18 protein-coding genes, 1 tRNA gene and 1 riboswitch are annotated in these 23,029 nt (G+C 63.1%); of the genes, 8 read left to right on the top strand and 11 right to left on the bottom strand.

The genetic code is table 11. The features are described from left to right. Positions 1 to 2: 2 nt before the first annotated feature. The 4 genes from purH to alr all read right to left on the bottom strand — a co-directional run bounded on the left by purH (position 3) and on the right by alr (position 5,234). Positions 3 to 1,565: a bifunctional phosphoribosylaminoimidazolecarboxamide formyltransferase/IMP cyclohydrolase gene (gene purH, locus KOM00_RS04495; RefSeq protein ID WP_216497640.1), complete on the bottom strand. Its 1,563-nt coding sequence runs from the start codon at positions 1,563 to 1,565 to the stop codon at positions 3 to 5. 122 nt (positions 1,566 to 1,687) lie between these two features. After that, entirely contained in the window at positions 1,688 to 2,941 is a 1,254-nt protein-coding gene (locus tag KOM00_RS04490) for an ASKHA domain-containing protein (RefSeq protein ID WP_216497639.1), read from the bottom strand. Then, the gene (gene selD, locus KOM00_RS04485) at positions 2,928 to 3,959 is read right to left on the bottom strand and encodes a selenide, water dikinase SelD (RefSeq protein WP_216497638.1); all 1,032 of its coding nucleotides are present in this window, start codon (positions 3,957 to 3,959) and stop codon (positions 2,928 to 2,930) included. Before selD ends, KOM00_RS04490 begins: the two co-directional genes overlap by 14 nt. Before the next feature lie 135 nt (positions 3,960 to 4,094). Beyond that, positions 4,095 to 5,234: an alanine racemase gene (gene alr / locus KOM00_RS04480; RefSeq protein WP_216497637.1), complete on the bottom strand. Its 1,140-nt coding sequence runs from the start codon at positions 5,232 to 5,234 to the stop codon at positions 4,095 to 4,097. Between the two features lie 151 nt (positions 5,235 to 5,385). After that, positions 5,386 to 5,487: riboswitch (TPP riboswitch) on the top strand. A gap of 186 nt (positions 5,488 to 5,673) precedes the next feature. Between alr and thiD the strand changes: the two genes are divergently transcribed. Further along, entirely contained in the window at positions 5,674 to 7,128 is a 1,455-nt protein-coding gene (thiD, locus tag KOM00_RS04475) for a bifunctional hydroxymethylpyrimidine kinase/phosphomethylpyrimidine kinase (protein WP_216497636.1), read from the top strand. Between the two features lie 144 nt (positions 7,129 to 7,272). Beyond that, the gene (gene thiC, locus KOM00_RS04470; protein ID WP_199390632.1) at positions 7,273 to 8,583 is read left to right on the top strand and encodes a phosphomethylpyrimidine synthase ThiC; all 1,311 of its coding nucleotides are present in this window, start codon (positions 7,273 to 7,275) and stop codon (positions 8,581 to 8,583) included. Positions 8,584 to 8,872: 289 nt separating this feature from the next. On the opposite strand, the gene KOM00_RS04465 is transcribed toward thiC, so the two are convergent. From KOM00_RS04465 to KOM00_RS04455, 3 genes are all read right to left on the bottom strand, one after another. After that, entirely contained in the window at positions 8,873 to 9,304 is a 432-nt protein-coding gene (locus tag KOM00_RS04465) for a response regulator (protein WP_216497635.1), read from the bottom strand. 186 nt (positions 9,305 to 9,490) lie between these two features. Beyond that, positions 9,491 to 9,880 carry a PDZ domain-containing protein gene (locus tag KOM00_RS04460; protein WP_216497634.1) on the bottom strand — a complete coding sequence of 130 codons (390 nt, stop codon included), beginning with the start codon at positions 9,878 to 9,880 and terminating at the stop codon, positions 9,491 to 9,493. A gap of 5 nt (positions 9,881 to 9,885) precedes the next feature. Then, the gene (locus KOM00_RS04455) at positions 9,886 to 10,416 is read right to left on the bottom strand and encodes a Spy/CpxP family protein refolding chaperone (protein WP_216497633.1); all 531 of its coding nucleotides are present in this window, start codon (positions 10,414 to 10,416) and stop codon (positions 9,886 to 9,888) included. A gap of 333 nt (positions 10,417 to 10,749) precedes the next feature. Here KOM00_RS04455 and KOM00_RS04450 point away from each other — a divergent pair, with 333 nt between their 5' ends. Continuing rightward, the gene (locus tag KOM00_RS04450; RefSeq protein ID WP_216497632.1) at positions 10,750 to 11,463 is read left to right on the top strand and encodes a response regulator; all 714 of its coding nucleotides are present in this window, start codon (positions 10,750 to 10,752) and stop codon (positions 11,461 to 11,463) included. A 102-nt stretch (positions 11,464 to 11,565) separates the two neighbouring features. Next, entirely contained in the window at positions 11,566 to 12,936 is a 1,371-nt protein-coding gene (locus tag KOM00_RS04445; protein ID WP_216497631.1) for an ATP-binding protein, read from the top strand. Positions 12,937 to 13,129: 193 nt separating this feature from the next. Here the strand turns inward: KOM00_RS04445 and KOM00_RS04440 are convergent, their stop codons facing one another. Together KOM00_RS04440 and KOM00_RS04435 are read right to left on the bottom strand one after the other, a co-directional pair. Then, positions 13,130 to 14,530 carry a heavy metal sensor histidine kinase gene (locus tag KOM00_RS04440; protein ID WP_236026740.1) on the bottom strand — a complete coding sequence of 467 codons (1,401 nt, stop codon included), beginning with the start codon at positions 14,528 to 14,530 and terminating at the stop codon, positions 13,130 to 13,132. 46 nt (positions 14,531 to 14,576) lie between these two features. After that, positions 14,577 to 15,254, bottom strand: a complete 678-nt coding sequence (locus KOM00_RS04435; RefSeq protein ID WP_216497629.1) for a heavy metal response regulator transcription factor — start codon at positions 15,252 to 15,254, stop codon at positions 14,577 to 14,579. A gap of 322 nt (positions 15,255 to 15,576) precedes the next feature. Here KOM00_RS04435 and KOM00_RS04430 point away from each other — a divergent pair. Both KOM00_RS04430 and KOM00_RS04425 read left to right on the top strand, forming a co-directional pair. Then, positions 15,577 to 15,652, top strand: a tRNA-Thr gene (locus tag KOM00_RS04430). A 342-nt stretch (positions 15,653 to 15,994) separates the two neighbouring features. Then, the gene (locus KOM00_RS04425) at positions 15,995 to 17,221 is read left to right on the top strand and encodes a cytochrome C (RefSeq protein ID WP_216497628.1); all 1,227 of its coding nucleotides are present in this window, start codon (positions 15,995 to 15,997) and stop codon (positions 17,219 to 17,221) included. Between the two features lie 401 nt (positions 17,222 to 17,622). Here KOM00_RS04425 and KOM00_RS04420 read toward each other — a convergent pair whose 3' ends face one another. Next, positions 17,623 to 18,156 (bottom strand): DUF3332 domain-containing protein, encoded by a 534-nt coding sequence (locus KOM00_RS04420; protein WP_216497627.1) that lies wholly within the window; start codon positions 18,154 to 18,156, stop codon positions 17,623 to 17,625. 549 nt (positions 18,157 to 18,705) lie between these two features. Between KOM00_RS04420 and KOM00_RS04415 the strand changes: the two genes are divergently transcribed. Then, positions 18,706 to 20,028, top strand: a complete 1,323-nt coding sequence (locus KOM00_RS04415) for a M23 family metallopeptidase (protein ID WP_216497626.1) — start codon at positions 18,706 to 18,708, stop codon at positions 20,026 to 20,028. Positions 20,029 to 20,058: 30 nt separating this feature from the next. Next, positions 20,059 to 20,766 (top strand): 2,3-diphosphoglycerate-dependent phosphoglycerate mutase, encoded by a 708-nt coding sequence (gene gpmA, locus KOM00_RS04410; RefSeq protein WP_216497625.1) that lies wholly within the window; start codon positions 20,059 to 20,061, stop codon positions 20,764 to 20,766. On the opposite strand, the gene KOM00_RS04405 is transcribed toward gpmA, so the two are convergent. Further along, positions 20,763 to 22,856 (bottom strand): penicillin-binding protein 1A, encoded by a 2,094-nt coding sequence (locus KOM00_RS04405; protein WP_216497624.1) that lies wholly within the window; start codon positions 22,854 to 22,856, stop codon positions 20,763 to 20,765. The two genes, gpmA and KOM00_RS04405, sit on opposite strands and share 4 nt — an antisense overlap. Positions 22,857 to 23,029: the final 173 nt, after the last annotated feature.

Here is a 23,029-nt window from a genome sequence, read left to right as displayed (position 1 = left end):
GTTTAGTGCCTGAAGTGCCTCATGCCGGTGAAGACCATGGCGATGTTGTGCTCGTCTGCGGCGGCGATGACCTCGGCGTCGCGCATGGAGCCGCCCGGCTGGATCACGGCGGTGACGCCGACGCTGGCGGCGTTGTCCAGGCCGTCACGGAACGGGAAGAAGGCGTCGGAGGCCATGACGGCACCCTGGACCGGGATCCCGGCGTGCTCGGCCTTGATGGCGGCGATGCGGGCGGAGTTGACGCGGCTCATCTGGCCGGCACCCACGCCGACGGTGGCGTTGCTGCGGCCGTAGACGATGGCGTTGGATTTGACGAACTTGGCCACGCGCCAGGTGAAGAGGAGGTCCTCCATCTCCTGGTCGGTCGGGGCGCGCTTGGTCACCACCTTGAGCTCGCTGAAGAGATCGAGGTCGGCGTCCTGCACCAGCATGCCGCCGTTCACGCGTTTGAAGTCGCAACGGGGAGCGGGCTGCTCGGGCCAGAAACCGCACTCCATGAGGCGGACGTTTTTCTTGGCGGCCACGATCTCGCTGGCGGCCTCGGTGACCTTGGGAGCGATGATCACCTCGACGAACTGGCGCTCCACGATGGCGCGCGCGGTGGTTTCGTCCAGCTCGCGGTTGAAGGCGATGATGCCGCCGAAGGCGGACTCGGGATCGGTCTTGTAGGCGAGGTCGTAGGCTTCCATGATGCTGCCGGCGACGGCGACGCCGCAGGGGTTGGCGTGCTTCACGATGACGCAGGCGGGCTGGTCGAACTGCTTCACGCACTCGAGGGCCGCGTCGGTGTCACCGATGTTGTTGTAGGAGAGTTCCTTGCCCTGGATCTGGCGCGCGGTGGAGATGGAAGCCTCCTTGCCCCCCTTCTCGACGTAGAAGGCGCCGGACTGGTGCGGGTTCTCGCCGTAGCGCATTCCCTGTGCCAGCTGGTACTGCAGGGTCAGGGTGTCCGGGTACTTGGCCACACCTTCGCCGGTGCGGGCACCGAGCCAGTTGGAGATGGCGCCGTCGTAGGCGGCGGTGTGCTGGTACACCTTGACGGCGAGGCGGAAGTTGGTCTCACGGGAGACGCTGCCGGCGCTGGCTTTCATCTCGTCGAGAACGAGCTGGTAGTCGGCGTGGTCGACGATGACGGTGACGTCGCGGTTGTTCTTCGCCGCGGAGCGGAGCATGGTCGGGCCGCCGATGTCGATGTTCTCGATGGCGTCCTCCATGGTGCAGTCTTCCTTGGCCACGGTCGCCTCGAAGGGGTAGAGGTTCACCACCACCATGTCGATCGGCTCGATGCCGTGCTCCTGCATCTTGGCCACGTGCGCCGGGTTCTCGCGCATGCCGAGGATCCCGCCGTGCACCTTCGGGTGCAGCGTCTTGACCCTGCCGTCCAGCATCTCGGGGAAACCGGTGAACTCGGAGACGTCCTTCACCGGGATGCCTGCCTCACGCAGCAGCTTTGCAGTGCCGCCGGTGGAGAGGATCTCCACGCCGTAGCCGGCCAACGCCCGGGAAAATTCCACCACTCCAGTCTTCTCCGACACGCTTACCAGCGCGCGCCCAATCTTTGCCATGATTCGCTCCTTTTTTTTAGAACCAAAATTGCCACGGAGAAAAGCGGAGGAAGTCCGAGTAAACCTTCAGAAATGGTTCAGGCTTGCTCAGATGTCCTCAGATTTTCTCCGTGGCTAAAGTTTTAAGGTTTCGGGAAATCTATATTTGCCAGGAAGTGCTTTTCGAAGAGCGGTGTGCCGGAAAGGGGAATGACGCGGACCCTTTGCGCCAGGTCCTCCATCTGTTCGCGGCCGCCCGCGGCGAGCAAAACGCGCTCCACCCCGGCCAGTGCCCCCTCCTTGATAAATCCGGTGATTCTTACCATTTTTTCGTTGAAAATTCCAACCTTTTTTAGCACATGCGGAGAGAGCACGGCGCCGAAGGAACCGGTCAACACCACTTGCGAAACCTCGTCCATGGAGAGGTTCGCCTTGCCTAGGAGGATCTCCATGCCGCCGCGCATCGCCCCCTTGGCGAGTTGCAGGGCCCGGATATCCTCCTGGTCGAGGTAGACGAGGCTTTTCGCGTCACGATGCAGCACGAAGGCGGGAACGCCGTTCACCTCCTGCACCCGGGTCCCCAGGTTGGAATCGATCTCGGCAGCGGGAAGGAGGCGGCCGGTCGGCGCGACGATCCCCTCTTCCAGGAGGGCGGCCACGGTCTCCAGCACACCGGTGCCGCAGATGCCGCGTGGCGGAGCACCGGCAATGGTGTTGATCTTCAACCGGTCCCCTTCGATGCGCACGCCGCTCACCGCGCCGGGAAGGGCCGCCATGCCGCACTTCAGGTTGCCCCCCTCGAAGGCGGGACCGGCGGCGGCCGAGGTGGCGAGGTAGCGTTCGCCGTCGTAAAGGGCGATCTCGGCGTTGGTCCCGACGTCGAGAAAGAGGGTCCCGGGCTTTGGTGCTGCCGCCATGCCGAAGAGGAAGGCGAGCAGGTCGCCGCCGACGAAACCGCCGGGAAGCGGCAGCAGGTAGCACGGGTAATCGCGGCTCCAGCCGAGGTCGAGGGTCGCAACGGATTTTCCGGTGGAAAAAAGGGGACGGAAGGGGGGATGGGCCAGCGACTCTACCGGCAAGGCGAGGGCGATGGTTTCCATGGAGGGGTTGCCGGCGACGGCCACCTGGACGAGATCGGCAGGCGACGCCCCGGCCTGGTCCAGCAACTCGCCGGTCATGCGTTCCATCTCGGCGGCCAGCGCGGCCTGCATGGCGCGCAGGGTTTCGGGATCGCCCCCGGCGGTGAGGCGGGCCAGGACGTCCGCGCCCCAGCGGCGCTGGGGGTTCATGGCCCCGGTGACGGCCAGGCGCGCTCCGCTTGCCGGATCGACGAGCGACGCGGCTATGGTGGTGGTGCCGAGGTCGAAAGCGGCGGAGAGCCCCTTAGACGAAGACAATGGCGCTCCCCCCGGCGGGCTCGACCTCACCGATCGCTGCGGCGAAGAGGCCGGACTGCCCGGCGCGGGCGAGGAATTCACGGGCGTCGTCGGGGGCGAGGGAGATGAGGAGTCCCCCGGAGGTTTGCGGGTCGAAGAGCGGCAGCAGCGCGTCGCCGCCGGAGCCGGTTACGTGGGATTCGTAATGCTGGCGGTTTCGATAGCAGCCGGCGGGAACCATGCCGTCGCCGATGAGCGCCGGGACGCCGGACATGACCGGAACGCGGGAGAGTTCGATGCGGAAGGTTACCTGAGCGCCGAGCGCCATCTCGCAGGCGTGCCCGATGAAACCGAAACCGGTCACGTCGGTGGCGGCGGTAGCGTTGCAGTCGACCATAAGCTCGCACGCCTTGGCGTTGAGCGCGGTCATCCAGCCGATGGCCTCCGTTGCCAGGGCGTCGTCGATCATCTCGGCCTTGATGGCGGTCGACACGATGCCGGTCCCGAGCGGCTTGGTGAGGACGAGGAGGTCGCCGGGGCGCGCGGTGCAGTTTCTCACGATGCGGGAGGGGTCGATGAGGCCGGTGACGGCAAGGCCGAACTTCAGTTCGTCATCCTCGACGGTATGGCCACCGACCAGGCAGGCGCCCGCCTCCTTGAGCGCGTCGGCGCCGCCGGCGAGTATGGAGGCCAAAACCGAGGTGGGGAGCGAGCAGGCCGGGAAGAAGGCGAGGTTCATCGCCGTCACCGGTTTTCCCCCCATGGCGTAGACGTCGGAGAGGGCGTTGGCCGCGGCGATGCGGCCGAAGGTGAAGGGATCGTCCACGAGCGGCGTGATGATGTCGGTGGTCTCCACCAGGGCGAGGCTCTCCCCTATGCGGTAGATCCCCGCATCCTCGGCCCCCTCAACCCCCACGATGAGGTTGGGATCGTCCGAGCGGGTTATGTCGCGGATGGCATCTTCCAGGCCCGCCGGGCCCAGTTTGGCGGCTCAACCCGCCGCCTGCACCATCGTTGTGAGCCGTACCTTGTCAGTCATGACCTCTCCTGAAGAAAATCGGGGCTAGGCACTAGGGGCTGGGGGGCTAGCAAAACCAGCATTCGCTCCCCCTGCTAATCCGGTGTGGTCCCTGTTTTGTCTTTGCTGGTCCCTTGTTTTTTGCCAGTCACTGCCCTACCCGATGTACACCCTGCGCACGCGGCGGGTGGCGATGCCGCACATGATCTCGTAGGGGATGGTGCCGGCCTTCTCGGCCAACTCCTCGGCGCTGATGCGGTCGCCCATCGGGTCCGGTCCCAGGAGGGTCACGTCGTCCCCAACGGCAACCCCCTCGATATCGGTCACGTCCAGCATGATCCAGTCCATGCAGACGGTGCCGGCGACCCGCGCCCGCTTGCCGCGGATCAGGGCCTCCCCCTTGTTGGTGAGACTGCGGCAATAACCGTCGGCGTACCCCACGGGAACGCTGGCGATGAGGGCCCGCTTGTCGGCAACGTAGCGCCTGCCGTAGCTGATGCTGGTCCCGGGTTCCACCCACTTGAGCATCGCCACCCGGCTCTTCAGCTTCATGACGGGCAAGGAAGCCTGCTCGGCCGCGAAATCCCGGGAAGGGGCGGCGCCGTAGAGGATGATCCCCGGCCGCACCAGGTTGCAGAAGGGAAGCTCGGCCGCGAGGATGGCGGCGCTGTTGGCGACGTGGATGTAGCGGGGATCGAATCCCTGGCGATGGGCCTCGACCACGGCGGCGTTGAAGCGCTCGGCCTGCAGTTTGGTGAAGGCGAGGCCGTCCTGGTCGAGCTCGTCGGCGCTCGCGAAGTGGGAGAAGATCCCCTCCATCTCCAGGTTCTTGAACCGCTTCAGCTGCTCAAGGAATTCGGGCACCTTGTCCCAGGGAACCCCGAGACGCCCCATTCCGGTATCGACCTTCAGGTGGATCTTCGCCTTGCGGTAGCACTTGATCTCCAGGGCCGCCTGGTCGAGCGCCGCCGCCTGCTCCAGCGAATAGAGCGCGGTGGAGATGTTCAACCCGATGCAGCGCCTCTCCTCGCCGGGATAAACCCCGCCGAGGATCAGCACCGGCCGGTAGATGCCGCTCATGCGCAGTTGCACCCCTTCCGCGAGGAAGGCAACGGCGAAGGCGTCCACCCCGAGCTTTTCCAGCTCCTCGGAGACGTACTGGAAACCGTGGCCGTAGGCGTCGGCCTTGACCACGGCAAGGATGCCGCACCCCTTGGGCACCTTCCTCTTTACCAACCCGAAGTTGTGCCTGAGTGCGGCGAGATCTATCTCGACCACCGTAGGACGACTGTCCATCGCGAAATCCCGTATCGGTATATCTGAATGAAATCAGGCCGGGACGGTCCCGGCCAGAGAATTTTCTACCACTTTAGCCCCTGACTGTAAAGGCAAAAACCCGAAAGCGATTGACTTTGCAAGAGGATTCCATTATGTTTACGGCCTCAGCAAAGCCAGCTAGGGGAGTTCGCCAGAACTGAGACAGGTCGATCCTGAACCCTTTGAACCTGATCCGGGTAGTACCGGCGTAGGGAAGCGGCGCGTACTCCGACCTTTTTATCCAGGAGCCGTGACCCCCGTCGCGGCTTTTTGTTTTCGTACCAAAAGCCTCAACGCGAAGACGCGAAGGCGCAGAGACGCCAAGAAAGGCTTACCAGGGGAACGACCCGGTTCTCCCGCTTTGCCTCTGCGTCTTCGCGGCTCTGCGTCTTTGCGTTAAATCTTTTAGAGGTGTCCCTTGTTAAGACTCGTGGTGGACCATAGCGGGAAGGAGCGGCGTGTGGCGGGACTGTACCTCATCACGGACCAGGGTGAACGCCTGGTGCCGCGGGTACGGGAGGCGCTCGGGAGCGGCGGGGTCGCCCTGCTGCAGTACCGCGACAAGGTGCGCAGCTACGAGGAGCGCCTCGCTTTGGGAAGCGACCTGAAACACCTGTGCGCCGAGTTCCAGGCGCAGTTCATCGTGAACGACGACCTTGAGCTTGCCCTGGCTCTCGACGCCGACGGATTGCACCTGGGCCAGGAGGACGGAGACCCGGCCGCGGCCCGCGCCGCCCTGGGGCCGAAGAAGCTGATCGGCATCTCCACCCACTCGGTCGAAGAGGCGCTGGCCGCCCAGGAGGCAGGTGCCGACTACATCGGCTTCGGCTCCCTCTACCCCACCGATACCAAGGATGTCGAGCATCTCCAAAGCCCGGAAGCGCTGGCCCACCTGAGGCAACAGGTGCAGATCCCCATCGTCGCCATCGGCGGCATCTCCAGGGACAACGCCTGCCCGGTGATCGATGCCGGCGCGGACGCCATAGCGGTCATTTCCGCCGTACTTTCCTCCCGCTCTCCCGGCCTGGCCGCGACAGAGCTGTCGCTTTTGTTCAACCGTACCCAACCGCAACCGCGCGGCGGGGTGCTCACCATCGCCGGCAGCGATTCCGGCGGCGGTGCCGGCATCCAGGCGGACCTGAAGACCATCACCCTCCTCGGGAGCTACGGCGCCTCGGCCATCACGGCCCTCACCGCCCAGAACACCCGTGGCGTCACCGGCATCCATCCCTCCCCCCCGGCCTTCCTGGCGGAACAGATCGACGCGGTGCTGTCGGACATCCCCATCGACGTGGTGAAGATCGGCATGCTCTGCTCGCCGGAGAACGCCGAGATCGTCGCCGACAAGCTGACGGCCTACGAGATGAGAATTGTGGTGCTCGACCCGGTGATGAGCGCCAAGGGGGGGGTGGCACTCCTCGAGGACGAGGCGCTCTCGGTGCTGAAGAAAAGGCTCGTGCCTGCCAGCTACCTGGTCACCCCCAACATCCCGGAGGCGGAGGCCCTCACCGGCCTCACCATCACCGACAGCGCCGGGATGGAACTGGCCGCCCGCGCGCTGCACCTCATGGGGGCCAGGCACGTGCTGGTCAAGGGGGGACACCTGACCGAAGGGGTGGTGACCGACATTCTCTTCGACGGCAGCGGCTTCACCCGCTTCAGCGCGCCCCGCGTGCTCACCCGCAACACCCACGGCACCGGCTGCACCCTGGCCTCCGCCATCGCGAGCTACCTGGCGCAGGGGGAACCGCTTCCGAGCGCCATATTGAGGGCGAAGCTGTTCGTCACCCGCGCCATCAAGTATTCCCAACCGCTTGGGAAGGGGCACGGCCCGGTGAACCATTTCCTGGCGGCACGAGACCAGGGGGAGTAGGATAGGCGCCTTTGGGTGCCATTATCAGGAAGGCGGGCGAATGATTTTTCGCCCCTACGGTAGGTTCGTTTGTAGGGGCAAATAATCATTTGCCCTCGATTCAAATATTTCATCGCGCAGGAACCAGCCATAAAAGGAGTAGCCATGACCCAGCTGGAATACGCCCGCAAGGGGATCATCACCGACAAGATGAAGACGGCAGCCCTCGCCGAGGGGGTCGACGCCGAGTTCATCCGCGCCGGGATCGCCGCCGGGAACATCATCATCTGCCATAACAACAAGCACGTAAACGGCACACCGCTCGCGGTGGGCAAGGGGTTGAGGACCAAGGTCAACGCCAACATCGGCAGTTCGGCCGACGACCTCAATTTCGAGAAGGAGCTGGAGAAGGTACGCGTGGCGGTAGCCAGCGGCGCCGACGCCATCATGGACCTCTCCACCGGCGGCCCGGTCGACGAGATCCGCCGCGCCGTCATCGCCGAGACTTCCGCCTGCATCGGCACCGTGCCGCTGTACCAAGCCGCGCTCGACGCGGTGAGAAAGCACAAGAAGGCGATCGTCGAGATGACCGTGGAGGACATCTTCCAGGGTGTCATCAAGCACGCCGAGGACGGCGTCGACTTCATCACGGTGCACTGCGGCGTGACCCGCTCCACCGTCGAGCGCATGCGCAAGGAAGGGCGCATCATGGACGTCGTTTCCCGCGGCGGCGCCTTCACCATCGAGTGGATGGCGCACAACAACGCGGAGAACCCGCTCTACGAGCACTTCGACCGCCTGCTCGAGATCACCAAGGCCTACGACATGACCCTGTCGCTGGGAGACGGCTTCCGCCCTGGCTGCCTGGCCGACGCCACCGACCGCGCCCAGATCCACGAGCTGATCATCCTTGGCGAGCTCACCCAGCGCGCCCAGGAATACGGCGTGCAGGTGATGATCGAAGGCCCCGGACACATGCCGCTGAACCAGATCGAGGCCAATATCCTCTTGCAGAAAAGGCTGTGCCACGGTGCCCCCTTCTATGTGCTGGGTCCGCTGGTCACCGACATCGCCCCCGGCTACGACCACATCACCTCCGCCATCGGCGGGACCATCGCCGCCGCGGCCGGCGCCGACTTCCTCTGCTACGTGACCCCGTCCGAGCACCTGAAGCTTCCCAGCGTCGAGGACGTGCGTGAAGGGGTGATGGCGTCCCGCATCGCCGCCCACGCCGCCGACATCGTCAAGGGCGTGAAGGGCGCCATCGAGAAGGACAACCAGATGGCGCGCTGCAGGAAGAAGCTCGACTGGGAAGGGCAGTTCGCCCTGGCCATCGACCCGGTGAAGGCGCGTCGCCTGCGCGAGGAGTCCGGCGTCGCCGACCACGGCGCCTGCACCATGTGCGGCGAGTTCTGCGCCTACAAGGTGATGGACGACGCCACCGAGCGCGAGCGCGCCAACGCCGCCTGCGCCTAGCCGTCCCGCAAAACCTGTAGGGGCGAATAATCATTCGCCCCCCTTTGCTCCACGAAAAAGCCGCTGCCCCCCCGAAGGGACAGCGGCTTTTCTTTTTGAAAAACAGTACGGCAAAAACATCAAGACCAATTTTTTAATGCAAAGGCGCAAAGACGCAAAGGTAAAGATCAATAACGGGAACTGCAAAAGCATTACGGTGTAAAAACGTTCCTGCTTTCTCTTTGCGCCTTTGCGGCTCCGCTTCTTTGCCACACGGCCGGCGGCCATGCGCAAATGATTTAGCCGGCGGTCAACGCCCAAGCGCCATCCGCATGGTCACCCGGGACTCAATCCCCCCTGCGGCCGTCGAGGGAGGCAGAGTCTCCCCCCGCACCACCGCCAGGATGTCCTCGACCCGGCACGGCTTGGCGAGCACCGTCCTAATCCCGATGCTGGATGCCTCCCCCAGCACCTCCGGCGAAACCGCGCCGGTGGCGAGGACTATCTCCAATCCCGGGTCCAGCCGCTTCGCCAAGGCGGCGAGTTCCAGACCGTCCAGCCCCGGCATCAGCAAGTCGGTAACCATCAAGTCGAATCTTTTGCCGCCCAGGATGACCAGGGCCTCCTCGGCACTGCCGGCCTGGCAGATCTCGAAGCCCGAATCGGCCACGATGCTGGTCAGCAACCGGCGATACTTCTGATCGTCGTCGACAAAAAGGATCGATCGCGTTCCAGTTTCCATGGTTTCCCCTTTGTTCAAAAGTGGAGGGCGGCAGGTTACCGGACCTGCCGCTCGCCGAAAGGGACGCCCCGAAGAGGAGGTAAGAGACGTCCCTGCAACTAGTTGCCCGCTGGTGTCGGTGCGGGTGGAGAAAGCGCGCCGATGGTACTGCCAGAATGAGGAACAAATGTGGAAGTGCGCATCCCCCTACGGCAGCGAAGTGATGAAAGAGAGGTTGACGAAGCGCCACCCCGTGCCGTCCCACAGGAACATGAAGATAGGCTCGTGCGGGTCTTGCTCGCTCAGCACCCTTCTAACGTCCTGCAACCTGGTGATCCTGGTGCTGTTGACTTCGGCGACAAGGTCCCCGTTCCTCACGCCTGCCAGATAGGCATCACGATCGCGGTCGGCCAGCAGCACTACCACCCCCTGCTTAGAGCCCAGCTTTTTGCTCCGCTCCTCGTCCAGCGTCACCTCGGTGAGGGTCATACCCAAGAGGTTCAGCGTCGTCTTGTGGGCGTCGTAGTGGACCCTGCCATCCAGCCGTCCCTGCCCGTCACCGCGCCCGTCTTGCTGAATCCCCACTGAGAGCTTCATGCCGGTCACCTCCCGTCCTGGAAGGTTGCGGGGCCGTGATCGCCCCTTTGTTCCGGCCCGCAGCCGCAAGGAGGAGGCGGGGGAAGCTCTCCCTTTCTTGGGTGCAGCTTCTCGGCCAGGGCGCGCTGTTGCGGCGTCAGCACCGCGTTGATCCGGGCCTGGGTTTTCGCACGCGCCACCAGACGTTCCGCCTCCAGGGTGCCCAGGGCTGTGGCGACTCCCCGCACAGCCTGTTCGTTGAACTCCGCATCGACCTCCAAACTGTGCAACTGCTCGCGCAGCTGAAACTCCTTGTCCATCTGCGCCCACCCCTTACCCCGCTGCTCGTCCAGGATGGAGCGGATCCGCTTCTGCTGGACGTCGCTCAAATCCAGCGTCCGAGCCAGGTGCTCCGGCAACGGCAACAGATCGTGACGGTCGGAAGCCCCTCGCTCCTGCGGTAGCGGCGCGTCCGTTCCGTACGGCATCGCCTGGCAGGCGAAAGCCGCACCGAAGAGCGTGGCCGCAGCCGCGAGGCCAATCATGTTTTTTCTCATCACCTTTCTCCTTTCTTATTGAATGACGGACCGCCAGTGGCAGCGCCCCGTCGCCCGCCGCACATAGCACCTCGCCCCTGCCCCTCTGACGGAACGTCGCGGAGAGGCAATCCTCCCCTCGCCCACCGGGAGAGGGGATCTCCGGCAAACAGGAACCGTTGATCGTCCATTGCCTCTGAATGCTACGCCAGCTCGGCGTTAAGTTGGGTCAAGAGATGTGCGGATTTGTCAGAAGAGGTTTTTCGAAAGGAGGCGTATCTTTACATTTCTTAACAGCATACGCGCGGCGTTTTCCGTTATACTTGCGCTCAAAACTGGAGTCAGATCGAGAAGATGACGAAGAGAATACTTATCATAGATGATGACACGGGGCTGTGCGAACTGTTGGCAAGCTATCTGGCCAGCGAGGGTTACTCGGTCGATGCGGTCCATGACGGTGCCGAGGGTGCGGACAAGGCGCTCTGCCGGGAGTACGCCTTCGTGGTGTTGGACGTGATGCTGCCGACCTTGAACGGATTCGACGTGCTGCGCCGTATCCGGCAGAGTTCGCAGGTCCCGGTGCTGATGCTGACCGCGCGCGGCGACGAGATCGACCGCATCGTGGGGCTGGAGATGGGAGCGGACGACTACCTCCCCAAGCCCTTCAACCCTCGGGAGTTGGTGGCGCGGCTACGTGCCATCCAGCGTCGCAACGACACGTTCCCCGCCGGAACCGAACCGAGGCCCGACCTTTTACAGGTGGGCGACGTGAGCCTCGACCTCGGCGCGAGAACCGTGAGTTGCGCCGGGTCCCCCGTGGAGCTCACCTCCCTGGAGTTCTCGGTGCTGGAGGCGCTGGTGCGCCAGGCAGGCAACGTGATGAGCCGGGACGAGCTGACCAGGCAGGCCCTTGGTCGGGAGTTCAGCAGCTTCGACCGGAGCATCGATGTCCATGTCAGCAGCCTCAGGAAGAAACTGGGGCCCGCGGCAGGAGGCGAAGAGCGCATCAAGTCCGTGCGCGGCGTGGGCTACATCTACGCCTTCTCCTCCGCCAACCGCGCCCGCTGACCCATTAACAGGACGGATCCCGTCGTCACCGGCCTCCCGGAACCGGGCGGCCTTTCATCGCCAATTGTCAATTCAAGCGTTGTCAATTGCCTCAAGGTTTTCATGCGCACCATCTTCATCAAGCTTTTCATGTGGTTCTGGCTCTCCACCATCCTCTCCGGTGCGGTGTTCTTCCTGATCGCCTTCAACCTGCGGCTCTCCCCCCTGCGCGACGAGCACCGGCGGCACATGGAGCTGCAGCAGCAGGAGGTCCTGGGACAGGCGCTCGCAATCTACGGGAGCACCGCTGCTGCCCTGAGCGAAAAGGTAGGGAGCACGGCCGCCGTCGATGCCCGCCAGCAAAGCGAGCGGGGGGCGCGACCTTACCTGTTTGCCGCCGACGGCACGCCCATCTCTCCAGGCGTCCCTCCCCTGCTTGTCGCCGCCGTCCGCAGCCAGCTCGCCGGCGCCGGCACGCCCCCCGGAGAGCTCCGCGCGGTACTGGTCCGCGTGCAGGGGCCGTCCGGCAGGGAGTACCTCGCCGCAGCCGAACCGCACCACGCCCCCCCCCTTCCGGGAGCCCCTCCCTTCCGTCTCCCGCCGCATTTCTGGCTGCAGTTGTTGATCACCCTGGTGATCAGCGCTGCCGCCTGCTACGGCCTTTCCTGGCGCCTCACCGCCCCCGTACGCCGCCTGCGTGCCGCGGCACAGGGGCTTGCGGCCGGCGATCTTGGGAGCCGGGTCCAGGTGAGTCCGAGGGAGACGGGGTACGAGTTGAACGACCTGGGGCGGGATTTCAACCTGATGGCGGGGCGCATCGAGAAACTGGTGCTGGCCCACAAGCAGCTGGTGCGGGACGCTTCGCACGAGCTGCGCTCCCCGCTGGCGCGGCTGAACGTCGCGCTCGGGATCGCCCGGAAGGAGACACCCCATTCCGCCGCGGGCGCCCTGGACCGGATCGAGTACGAGAGCGACCGGCTGAACCTTTTGATCACCGAACTGCTCACCCTGAGTAAGCTGGAGGAGGGGGGAGAAATCGAGAAAGGGGAGCTCGACCTGGTGCGGCTGGTGGAGGAGGTGGCGCGGGACGCCGACTTCGAGGCCTGCGCGGGGAACCGCCACGTCCGTTTCACCTCCACTGTGCAGGTGACGCTGATGGCGAACCGGGAACTTTTAAGCCGCGCCCTCGAAAACGTGGTGAGAAACGCGGTGAAGTACACGGCGGAAGAAACTGCGGTCGAGATTACGCTGGAGAGGGAGCGGGAGGAAGCGCTGATCAGGGTGCGGGATTGCGGCCCGGGGGTTCCGGAAGGCCAGCTCGACGACATCTTCCGCCCCTTCTACCGGGTTGCCGAGGCCCGCGACCGTAAAAGCGGCGGCACCGGGATCGGGCTCGCCATCGCCGAGAAGACCGTCGCCCTGCATGGCGGCGCCATAGCCGCGCACAACCTTGCCGAGGGAGGGCTGGAGGTGGAGATCCGCCTGCCGCTCTAGTCGGGCGCCTCTTTCATTGCCGCGCCCGTGGACGCAGAGCGTCGCGCCTTTCAAGTAATTAATAAAAACAAACCTTATCGTTACCGCATCGTTACCAAATTTATGGTATTTGGCCGAGTATTGCCGCCACCCCACGTTTTTGGCAAAAAAAGACCGGCTGCGGCGCTCCGCTGCCGGTGCATTAGTCCGTAGGTCAGCCCCTCTCCTCGGCCGTCACCTTCAAAGATGGATGTTGCGGAAAGTGCAGAGTTACGGTGGTCCCGTGCCCGGGGCGGCTCAAGGCGGAGACGTCGCCGTTGTGCATCTCCATGATCGCCTTGACTATGGCGAGCCCGAGGCCGGTGCCGCTGTGCTGCGAACCGGACTTGACCCGGTAGAACCGGTCGAAAAGAAAAGGGAGGTGCTCGGAGTAGATGCCGCAGCCGGTGTCGGCCACGTTAATCTCGACCCCTCCGTTACTCCCGTTGGACGAGGAAATGGTCACCTCCCCTCCGGCAGGCGTGTAGGCCAGGGCGTTGCTGATAAGGTTGCTGAGGGCCCGGCGGAACAGGGTTCGGTCCCCCCAAAAGGAGGCGTCGACACGAGAAACCAGGGAAATTCCGGCAGCGCTCGCCTCGTCGGAGAAGTAGTCCACCACCTCCTCGACCTCGGCCCCGGCATCCAGTTTCTCGAACAGCAGGTCGTTTTTCTCGTTGTCGGCGCGGGCCAGAAAGAGCAGCTTGTCGATCACCGCCGCCAGCCGCTCGTATTCGGTTAGGCTGGAGGAGATGATCTCCTGGTACTGCTGCGGGCTTCTCTCCTGAGAGAGGGCGATCTCCGCCTCCAGCATCAGGTTGTTGATCGGCGTGCGCAGCTCGTGGGCGAGGTCCCCCGAATAGTGCGAAAGCCTCTGGAAAGAGCTCTCCAGCCGGGCCATCATCGCGTTTACCGACTCGACCACGGGATGCATCTCGCTCGGGAAGCGCGCCGCCTCGAGCCTGGTGTTGAGGCGGCTGCCGGTTATGGTCTTGATCGAGCTGCTGAGTTCGTTCAGAGGCCTCAGCCCGCGTTTCACCACGATGTAGGAACTGGGGATACCGAAGAGAAAGGCGCCGAAACCGAAAAGAACGAGGTAGATCCGGTAGGTTCGGACCAGGTGATCATGCTCGGTCAGATCCATCGCTATCTGCAGGCGCCATCCCTGGGCCTCGGACAGGGGATCGCTGAGCCGAGCGCTCCTCAGCAGGTAGTTGCCGCCGTCGGCCTTGTATCTTTTCGACCTGGTGTCTCCCGGCGGCGGGAAGGCGGTGGCCGGTATGACTCCCCTCATGTTGGGGCAGTCCACGACAACGCTCCCGTCCCCGTCCACGATGCGCATCAGGATGCAGGTGCTGGCGGCATCCTCCCCCCGCGTTTCCGCCTGCATGACCTGCTTGATGGCGTTGAGGCCGGAGGGGGTTCCGACCAGGGCGCGCACGGAGGTGATCTCTGTCTGCAGTTGTTCTGTTGCGGAATCGTTGAGGTGCTGAACCAGCTTCAAGTACAGGAGGGAGGCGCACAACGCGAAGCCTACCAGGATGGAGACGATGTACAAAACGGCCAGGTTGTGCGCCATGGACCGAACCTGCCGTCCGGCGCTGCCTTCCTGGGAAGGGGGGGCATCACACATCGCGGTCCTCGAGCACGTAACCGACCCCGCGCACGGTGTGGATCAGCTTCTTGTCGAAGGGGCCGTCCACCTTGGCCCGCAGCCCCGCCAGCTTCACGTCCACGATCTTCAGGTTGGCGTCGAAGCCGAGGTTCCAGACCGCCTCGGCGATACGCAGGCGCGACTGCACCTCGCCGGCCCGGCGTATCAGCATGGAGAGGAGCGCGAACTCCTTGGGGGTCAGCTCCAGGTGCTTCCCGGAGCGGGTCGCCTTGCGCGCGAAGAAGTTGACAGTGAGGTCCGCCACCTGCACCTCGTCCTGCTGCAGCACCTGGCCGCGGCGCAACAGCGCCTGGATCCGGGCGCAGAGTTCGCCGAAGGAGAACGGCTTGACCAGGTAGTCGTCCGCCCCGGACTGCAAACCGCAGATCCGGTCGTGCACCTCGTCGCGCGCGGTCAGCATGATCACCGGGGTGCTCTTCCCCGCCTGGCGCAGCCGCTTCACCACCTCGAAACCGTCGATGCCGGGGAGCATGAGGTCGAGGATGATCAACTCGTACTCCTTCTCCTTCGCCATGGCGAGCCCCTTCACCCCGTCGGCGGCAACGTCGGCGTTGATGCTGACTTCGGCAAGTCCTTTTTTCAGCTGTTCCGCTGTCTTCACATAGTCTTCTACGATCAGGAAATTCATAACAGGACCCTTTTTACGCATGTGCCCTAAGCACAACTCTCTTTGTTGCCAAGAACACGGACCTTCTTCTCCTGAAGTCCATGGCACTACTCCACACTTGATGAAAATATGACAAAACCACAAAGAAATTTGAATCGTAAAAACCAATTATGTCAACTTTTAATGCAACTGTTACCGAATCGTGACCTGGGAGACAGACGAACATTTCCGGTTCGATGGGGCAACCGGGGCTGGCGACGGTTCAGAAGGGGATTGACTGGGGAAGGAATTTACGGTAAAAGTTCATACTCCGTGCAAAAAGGCGGAAGACACCATTAAACAGGCCATCTTAGCTCAGTTGGTAGAGCAATTGATTCGTAATCAATAGGTCGTCGGTTCGATTCCGATAGATGGCTCCATACACACAGGGGGTTGCAGTTTGCACTGTAACCCTTCGTTTTTTTTGCGCCCCAAAGGCACCCTCTCAGCCATATCCTTGCAAGCAAGCGCCCCGCTTGACTATCCCGCGCCCTCCAGCCCCTTGATCTGAAAACAGTCAGATGCCACCCGCCCCCAACGCAAAGACAAGACCACTGTGCTTGACAGGTTGAAGTGTAATGGGAAAATAATCGAAAACAGTGGAACGGCGGCGGAACAAAACCATACCAGTTAGTGAATATCTCGCCTCAGGTAGCAAGATTCGTAGGTACAGGAATTCTGAGACAGTCCTCGCACCGGAATCACCGCAATCAGGAGATGCAATGAGAATTCCCAGGTCATGCGCGTTTGTCCTGTTGGTTTTTTGTTCCCACGTTGTGGCAAGCACCGCCAGTGATGAAGTGTTCCACAACGGCGGTACCGGCAACTGCACAGGATGCCATACCACACCACCGCAACTGCGCGGCTCGGATGCGGGGTCGACCTGCCTCATCTGCCATCAGGCCCCCCTCGGCGTGGCCCTTCCCTCCAAGTACTTCATCGCAACCGACGTGGGCTCCTTTTCCATCTGTGTCCAACTCCCCCCAGCCGGAGATTTTTGCTGGCTCAAGAAAACGTACAAGTGGTCGACATCGCGCGGCGCAACGGAGTTCAGCCGCGGCGAGCGGCACGGACACAACATCGTTGCGATCGACTTCGGGTACGAGGCGGACAGCACCCATAGCTTCTCGCCGGGCGGCAATTATCCGAGTTCAAGCCTCACCTGCATCAGCTGCCATGACCCTCACGGCAACTACCGGCGGCGCGCCGATGGCTCAATTGGCACCTCCGGCCCCCCGGTCGTGGCTTCGGGGTCTTACCCTGACAGCCCCGACCCGACGGCCTCTGCCTCGGTAGGTACGTACCGGCTGCTCTGTGGCAGGGGATATCAGCCAAACAGCCTCCCCGGCACCCCCCCCATGGCCTCCGATCCACCCGCAGCCATAGCCCCCCGTGTTTTCAACCGGTCAGAAAACGCCTACGCTACCCGGGTCGCCTACGGGAGCGGCATGTCCGAATGGTGCAGCAACTGCCACGCCCAACTTAACAGCAGTCACAGCCATCCCTCTGGGGCCAGCGCCGTCTTGTCGGAGGGTATTGCCAGTAACTACAACTCGTACGTGCGTTCGGGAGACCTGTCCGGGCAGCGCGAGAGATCCTACAACTCGATGGTCCCTTACGAGTTGAACACGAGGGATTACGCAGTGCTGAAGTCAATCGCCGCATCTGCCGATCTTAAACAAAGCGGCCCTGCCGGAAAAGAAAACGTGATGTGCCTGTCCTGCCACAGGGCCCACGCCAGCGGGTGGGACGCAAGTACCAGATGGAACATGCAGTCCACCTACCTCGTGTATGAGGGTACGTACCCGGGAACCGACAACGGCGCACCCGTCGAATACTCCCTGGGCCGCCTCTCCTCTGAAATTCAACAGACATTTTATGACCGGCGTGCAACCGACTTTGCCACCTTCCAGCGAAGCCTCTGTAACAAGTGTCACCTGAGAGACTGATGCAGCCTTTGCAGGACAGGTAGGCGAGATTTTAGCGGGAGAGTCCGCACTCCAAGGCTGGGTTCCACAACGTGAAAAGGCCCGCCGTTACGGCGGGCCTCACTTGATGCCTTACATGGGTACCCTTTTCAAGGGTGGTTGCCAGTGCCCGTAGGCACCGGGAGGTTACAGCTTCAGGTTGTGAGATTCCGAATCGGTGGAGTTTCTTTGATGCTGATTACCTCCTTTTTTCCGAGATCCCTCTTTGCTAGCTAGCTGAGTCAAACATAGCACCGGCGATGCGAAAGAAACAGTCTGTCGAAATTTTTTTTTTCCGGGTATACTGCTTCAGTTGCCTCCTCATCGAGTTTGAACTCGCTAACGTTGTCATCTCTCTTCCTGCCGCTGAGTATCCCCCCCTCCTACTGGTACAGAGCCGTCATTTGCGCGCCCCCGTTCAAAGCAGCAGGAGCCGAGCTCGTTACCTTCACGCCGCCCTTGCCGCGCATCGCCTGGAACTGGGTCACGTTGTCCCCCTCGCGCAGCGCCGCTACAGAGTTACCGGTCTTCACGTTCCAGTCGATGGTAAGGGTGTCAAGGTAGGTATCACCATGGTAGCGGTTGAAGGTGTAGCGAAGGGTTTCGCCGCTCTTCTGGGCGTGTACCTTGAAAGTGTCGCCGTTTTCACTGTACTGGAAATCCTTCTCGCCCTGGGCCACGGGGTTGTGTCCGCTCCAGAACTCGATGGTGTTGAACAGTACGAAGTCGACCAGTGCCGCAATTCCGTACACCGGAACGATGATGAATACCCAGGTCACCAGGCTGCGCAGGTACTTGTCGCCTACCTCGCCGTTCACCTGGTACACCTTGCGGGTGAGCGCCATCTTGCCGTAGCAACCTTGCAGGGAGACCATGGCCATCACCATGGCAAGTAGTGCCGCTGTAATCCTCTTCATAGCTATTCCTCCTTTGGTATGTGATGTACTTATGGGACAACCTCTATCCCGATTCTCCCAATATAACAGAATTGCAGTTCTTGCAGCTCATATACTTCAGCTGTACCTGTAACACAATCACCCGCAACAGTCATAATAGAAAAGAGGCCCGCTACTGATACGCAAGGCCTCTTTTTTTTACTCGATCCCCTCGTTACAGGGGTCATCCCGACGCTTTCAACGTCGGAGCTGGTACAGCTGTTTCGTAATTAGAATCCTCTTCAGTGGAAGCTACCTCGATGCAGCTACCTCCTTTTCCGAGACATTCAGTTACAGCTAGCTAGCTGAAAGAAATATACCACCTGTCTGAAATTTTTACAGAGCGCTACAATATTTTTTAGCGGCCTTCGCCGCCCCGGCTTCCACCCCGGTGCGCCGCCCTGGCTGGACTTCGAGGGGGCGGGTGCTAAAATCCGAGGGTGCTTAGCCTGGATTAATCTTTTTCGACGGCAACGGGCGGCCGAGCGCGCAAAAGCGCTTGTGCCGGACCAGTTGCCGGGGGGGAGAGCCATGAAAACGACAGCCGTGACAATGATGCTGATCCTGCTGCTCCTTCTCGGGTTGGGCGTGTATTATTTTCTGGACACTGCAGGCCCCGCCTTCGCCCTTTCCCGGCAAAGCGGCCCCATCTCCTCGAAGCTCGATGTCACGCTGAGACTGCGGGACCGTTCGGGGCTCAAGTCGCTGAACGTGAACCTGGTGCAGGGACAGAAGAACTTTCCCATCCTCACCAGGGAGTACCCCTCCGGGATCAAGGAGGGGGCGGAGACCTTCAGGCTCCCGGCCCAGCCGGGACTCAAGGAAGGGCCGGTCAGGCTGGAGGTCCGCGCGGTGGATCGCTCCATTTTCGGCTTCGGCTCCGGCAACCGCAGCGAGCAGACCTTCAACTTCGACTACCTGAACAAGCCCCCGGCAGTCGCCGTCCTCAGCACCGCCCACAACGTCTCCCGCGGCGGCGCCGGGCTGGTGGTGTACACGGTGAACCGGGAGGTCGCCAAGACCGGCGTGCTCTTCGCCGACCGCTTCTACCCCGCCTACCGCCAGCCGGGCGGCTACTACGCCTGCCTCTTCCCCTTCCCCAGCGATCTGCTGCAGGAACGCTTCATCCCCAAGGTACTGGCCGTGGACCGCGCGGGGAACGAGAGGCTGACCGGCATCTACTACCACGTGCTGGAGAAATCATTCCCCAGAGACCGGATCGAGCTTACCGACTCTTTCCTGGAGAAGGTCTCGGGCGAATTCAAGGATCGCTTCCCGCAGGCCGCGACCCCGCAGGAGCTCTTCCTCAAGGTGAACCGGGAGGTGAGGCAGGCTGACCGAAAGACCCTGTACCAGGCAGGGTTGAAGACCTCCCCCACCCCGCTGTGGCAAGGGGGGTTCCTGCGCCTCCCCAACTCCGCCCCGCGCGGCACCTTCAGCCAGTTGCGCAGCTACTTCTACAAGGGAAAACAGGTGGATGAGCAGTACCACCTGGGGATCGACCTGGCCTCCCTGGCGCACTCGAAGGTCCCGGCCGCGAACGCAGGGCGGGTGGTCTGGGCCGACGATCTCGGCATCTACGGTCAATGCGTCATCATCGACCACGGCTTGGGGCTGCAGTCGCTCTACGGCCATCTGAGCCGGATCGCCGTGAAGGAAGGGGACCAGGTGAAAAAGGGGGACATCATCGGCGATACCGGGGATACCGGCCTTGCCGGCGGCGACCACCTCCATTTCGGCGTGGTGGTCTCTGGGCAGGAGGTGAATCCGATCGAGTGGTGGGACCCGTCCTGGATAAAGAACAACATAACTGACAAGCTCGAAGAGGCGAAGCAGGCGGGAGGCGCCAGGTAGCGCGAGGGGAAGCGGACAGGAGGTGAGCTCATGCAGCAACTGGTGCTGGTCCGACATGGCGAGAGCGTCTGGAACAAGGAAAACCTGTTCACCGGCTGGACCGACGTGGAACTCTCCCCGCAGGGCGAGGAGGAAAGCAGGAACGCGGGACGGCTTTTGAAGGAGAAGGGATTCGTCTTCGACGTCGCCTTCACCTCGGTGCTGCGACGGGCCATCGGGACGCTCTGGCTCATCCTGCGCGAGATGGACCTGATGTGGATCGAGGAATGCAAGGACTGGCGCCTCAACGAGAGGCACTACGGCGCGCTGCAGGGACTGAACAAGGCGCAGACCGCCGAGAAGTACGGGGAGGAGCAGGTGAAGCTCTGGCGGCGCAGTTACCATGTGCGCCCCCCCGCGCTCGGCGAGGGCGACCAGCGCTACCCCGGCCGCGACCCGCGTTACGCCTCACTCCCGCCGCACCTGGTTCCGAGGACAGAGTGCCTGCAGGACACCGTGGAGCGGGTGCTTCCCTGCTGGCAGCAGGTGATCGTCCCGGCCCTGCGGGAAAGCCGCCGCCCGCTCATCGTAGCTCACGGCAACAGCCTGCGCGGCCTCATCAAGTACCTGGACCGGGTTTCGGACTCGGACATCATCAACCTGGAGATCCCTACCGGCACGCCGCTGGTGTACGAACTGGACAACGACCTGAAGCCGATCCGGCACTACTACGCCTCCGAGATCGCCCCCCCCGCCTAACGCATCAATTCTCCCGCAGCGCCGTCGGTCCCCTCGCCCCCCTCGGCAGGCTCCTTGGCCGGCGCCTCGTTGCCGGGGACGGAGGCACCCGGCTGAGTCGGCTGAGTCGGCTGAGTCGGCTGAGTCGGCTGAGTCGGCTGCACCGGCGCGGCCGGCGGCATCGCGTCGCCGCCGTGCTTGGAGCAGTAGCTGGTCGGCTCTGTCCCGGCGATGAAGTCCTCTTCCTTTGTGGTCGGGCATTCGGGGGTGGCCAACTGGCCGGTGGAGGGATCGATGCTGACCGTGACCACACCTTCGGGCCTGGTGAAGTCCAGCGCGGGCTTACCGGCGCTGGCGCTACGCATGAACTTCTCCCAGATCGGCGCTGAGACCACGCCGCCGGTAAAACCCCTTCCCCCCGGCTTCGGCTTGTCGTACCCCACCCAGACCCCGGTGATCAGCTGCGGCGTGTACCCAACGAACCACGCATCGCGGTAGTCGTCGGTGGTGCCGGTCTTTCCGGCGGCGGGGCGCTGGCGGCTGAAGTTCTTCAGCCCCTTGGCGGTCCCGTAGGTCAGGACGTCCTTCATCATGGAGGTGGTGACAAACGCGGTGGAAGGAGAGAGCACCGGGGTCACCTGCGACGGATTCTCGTTCCAGCTCTTGCGGTTGCGATCGTAGACCCGGATGATGGTCCGCCCCTCGCTGCGCATACCCCCGTTGGCGAGAGGGGAGTAGGCGGAGACCAGGTCGTTCAGGGTGACCTCGTCGGTACCCAGGGCGAGGGAGAGGTCGTTGGGGGTGCGCAGGGAAAGTCCCAGGCGTCCGGCGAAGGTGACGAAGTTGTTCACCCCGAGCGATTCCAGCAGCTTCACGGTGATCACGTTGTTGGAGTGGGCCAGCGCCTGCCTAAGCGACACCTCGCCGAAGCTCTTCTTCTCGTAGTTGTGCGGCCGCCAGGTCTGGCCGTTCCCCTTGTTGTAGGCTACCGGGGTGTCGTCCAGGAGGCTCGCCGGGGTGTAACCCTGCTCCAGGGCCGCGGCGAAGATGAGCGGCTTGATGGCGGAGCCGGGCTGGCGCTTGGCCGAGAAGGCCCGGTTGAAGCCCCCCTTGGCGTTGTCCACGCCCCCCACCGCGGCCAGGATGTCACCCGTCTTCAGGTCCATGCAGATGAGCGCGCCCTGCAGGTTCGGGTTCACCTTCTTCACGCCGTCGCGCAGTACCTGCTCCGCCTGCTTTTGCAGGTTCACGTCCATGGCCGAGATCACGTCCAGCCCACCCTGCTCCACGATGTGCGCCCCGTAGCGCTCCACGAGCTGTCTGCGCACCAGGTCGAGGTACCCCTGCGCCTGCCCCGGCTTGATCACCGTGGCGGGATGGGCCTCGATGGCCCGTTTCTGCTGCGGCGTGATCATCTTCACCGCGACCATGCGGGCCAGAACGACGCTGCGGCGCGCGCTCACCCTGGCCTGGTCCCCAAGCGGGTTGTAGCGCCCCGGGTTCTTGGGCACCCCCGCCAAGAGCGAGCACTCCGCCTCGGTCAGCTCTTCCGGGTTCTTGTCGAAGTACTGCCGCGCCGCCTGCGCGATCCCCCAGGCGCCGTTGCCGAAGTAGATCTCGTTGAAGTACATCTCCAGGATCTGGTCCTTGGTGTACTTCTTCTCGAAGTCCATGGCGAGCTGCACTTCCTTCACCTTGCGGTCGATCGACTTCTCGCCGCTCAGGAACTTGTTCTTGATCAGCTGCTGGGTGATGGTGGAGCCCCCCTCGGCGAGCCGGCCCTTCACCACGTCCTTCACCAGGGCCCGGGCGATGCCCCGCACGTCGATCCCCCCGTGCTCGTAGAAACGGGCGTCCTCGGTGGCAACCAGTGCCTTGCGCAGAAAGAGCGGGATCCGGTCGATGGAGACCCAGTAGCGCTGGGTGGGGAGGATGCGCCCGACGTAGCGCTGCTGTCCGTCGAAGACCCGGATGGAGGTGTAGCCGGTCGGGAGTTCCGGATAGGTCGCGATGGAGGCGTGGGCGGAAACGGCGCAGCCGAGTGCCAGGAGAAGAACGAGGAGAACGGGGGAGAAGAGCTTCTTCAGTGAAACGTGCCGACGGTTACGCAAGGTTGCTACTCCTTGTAAGGAGGTGGACGACGGTGATGCTGCGGCTTTCGTGATGGCAACGAACGTATAGGAGGCGAGAGCGCTGGGCGAGTGGTTATTCGCCCCTACAGTGATGGAGCCCTCCACTGGGGATGATCACAAGGGCTCAGGATGCTTGGAAAAGAGGTGCTGCC

The sequence above is a fragment of the Geomonas diazotrophica genome (genome assembly GCF_018919385.1).
Taxonomy (GTDB): domain Bacteria; phylum Desulfobacterota; class Desulfuromonadia; order Geobacterales; family Geobacteraceae; genus Geomonas; species Geomonas diazotrophica.
The sequence above is the reverse complement of the archived record's forward strand: the minus strand, read 5'-3'. Positions and strand labels throughout refer to the sequence as shown.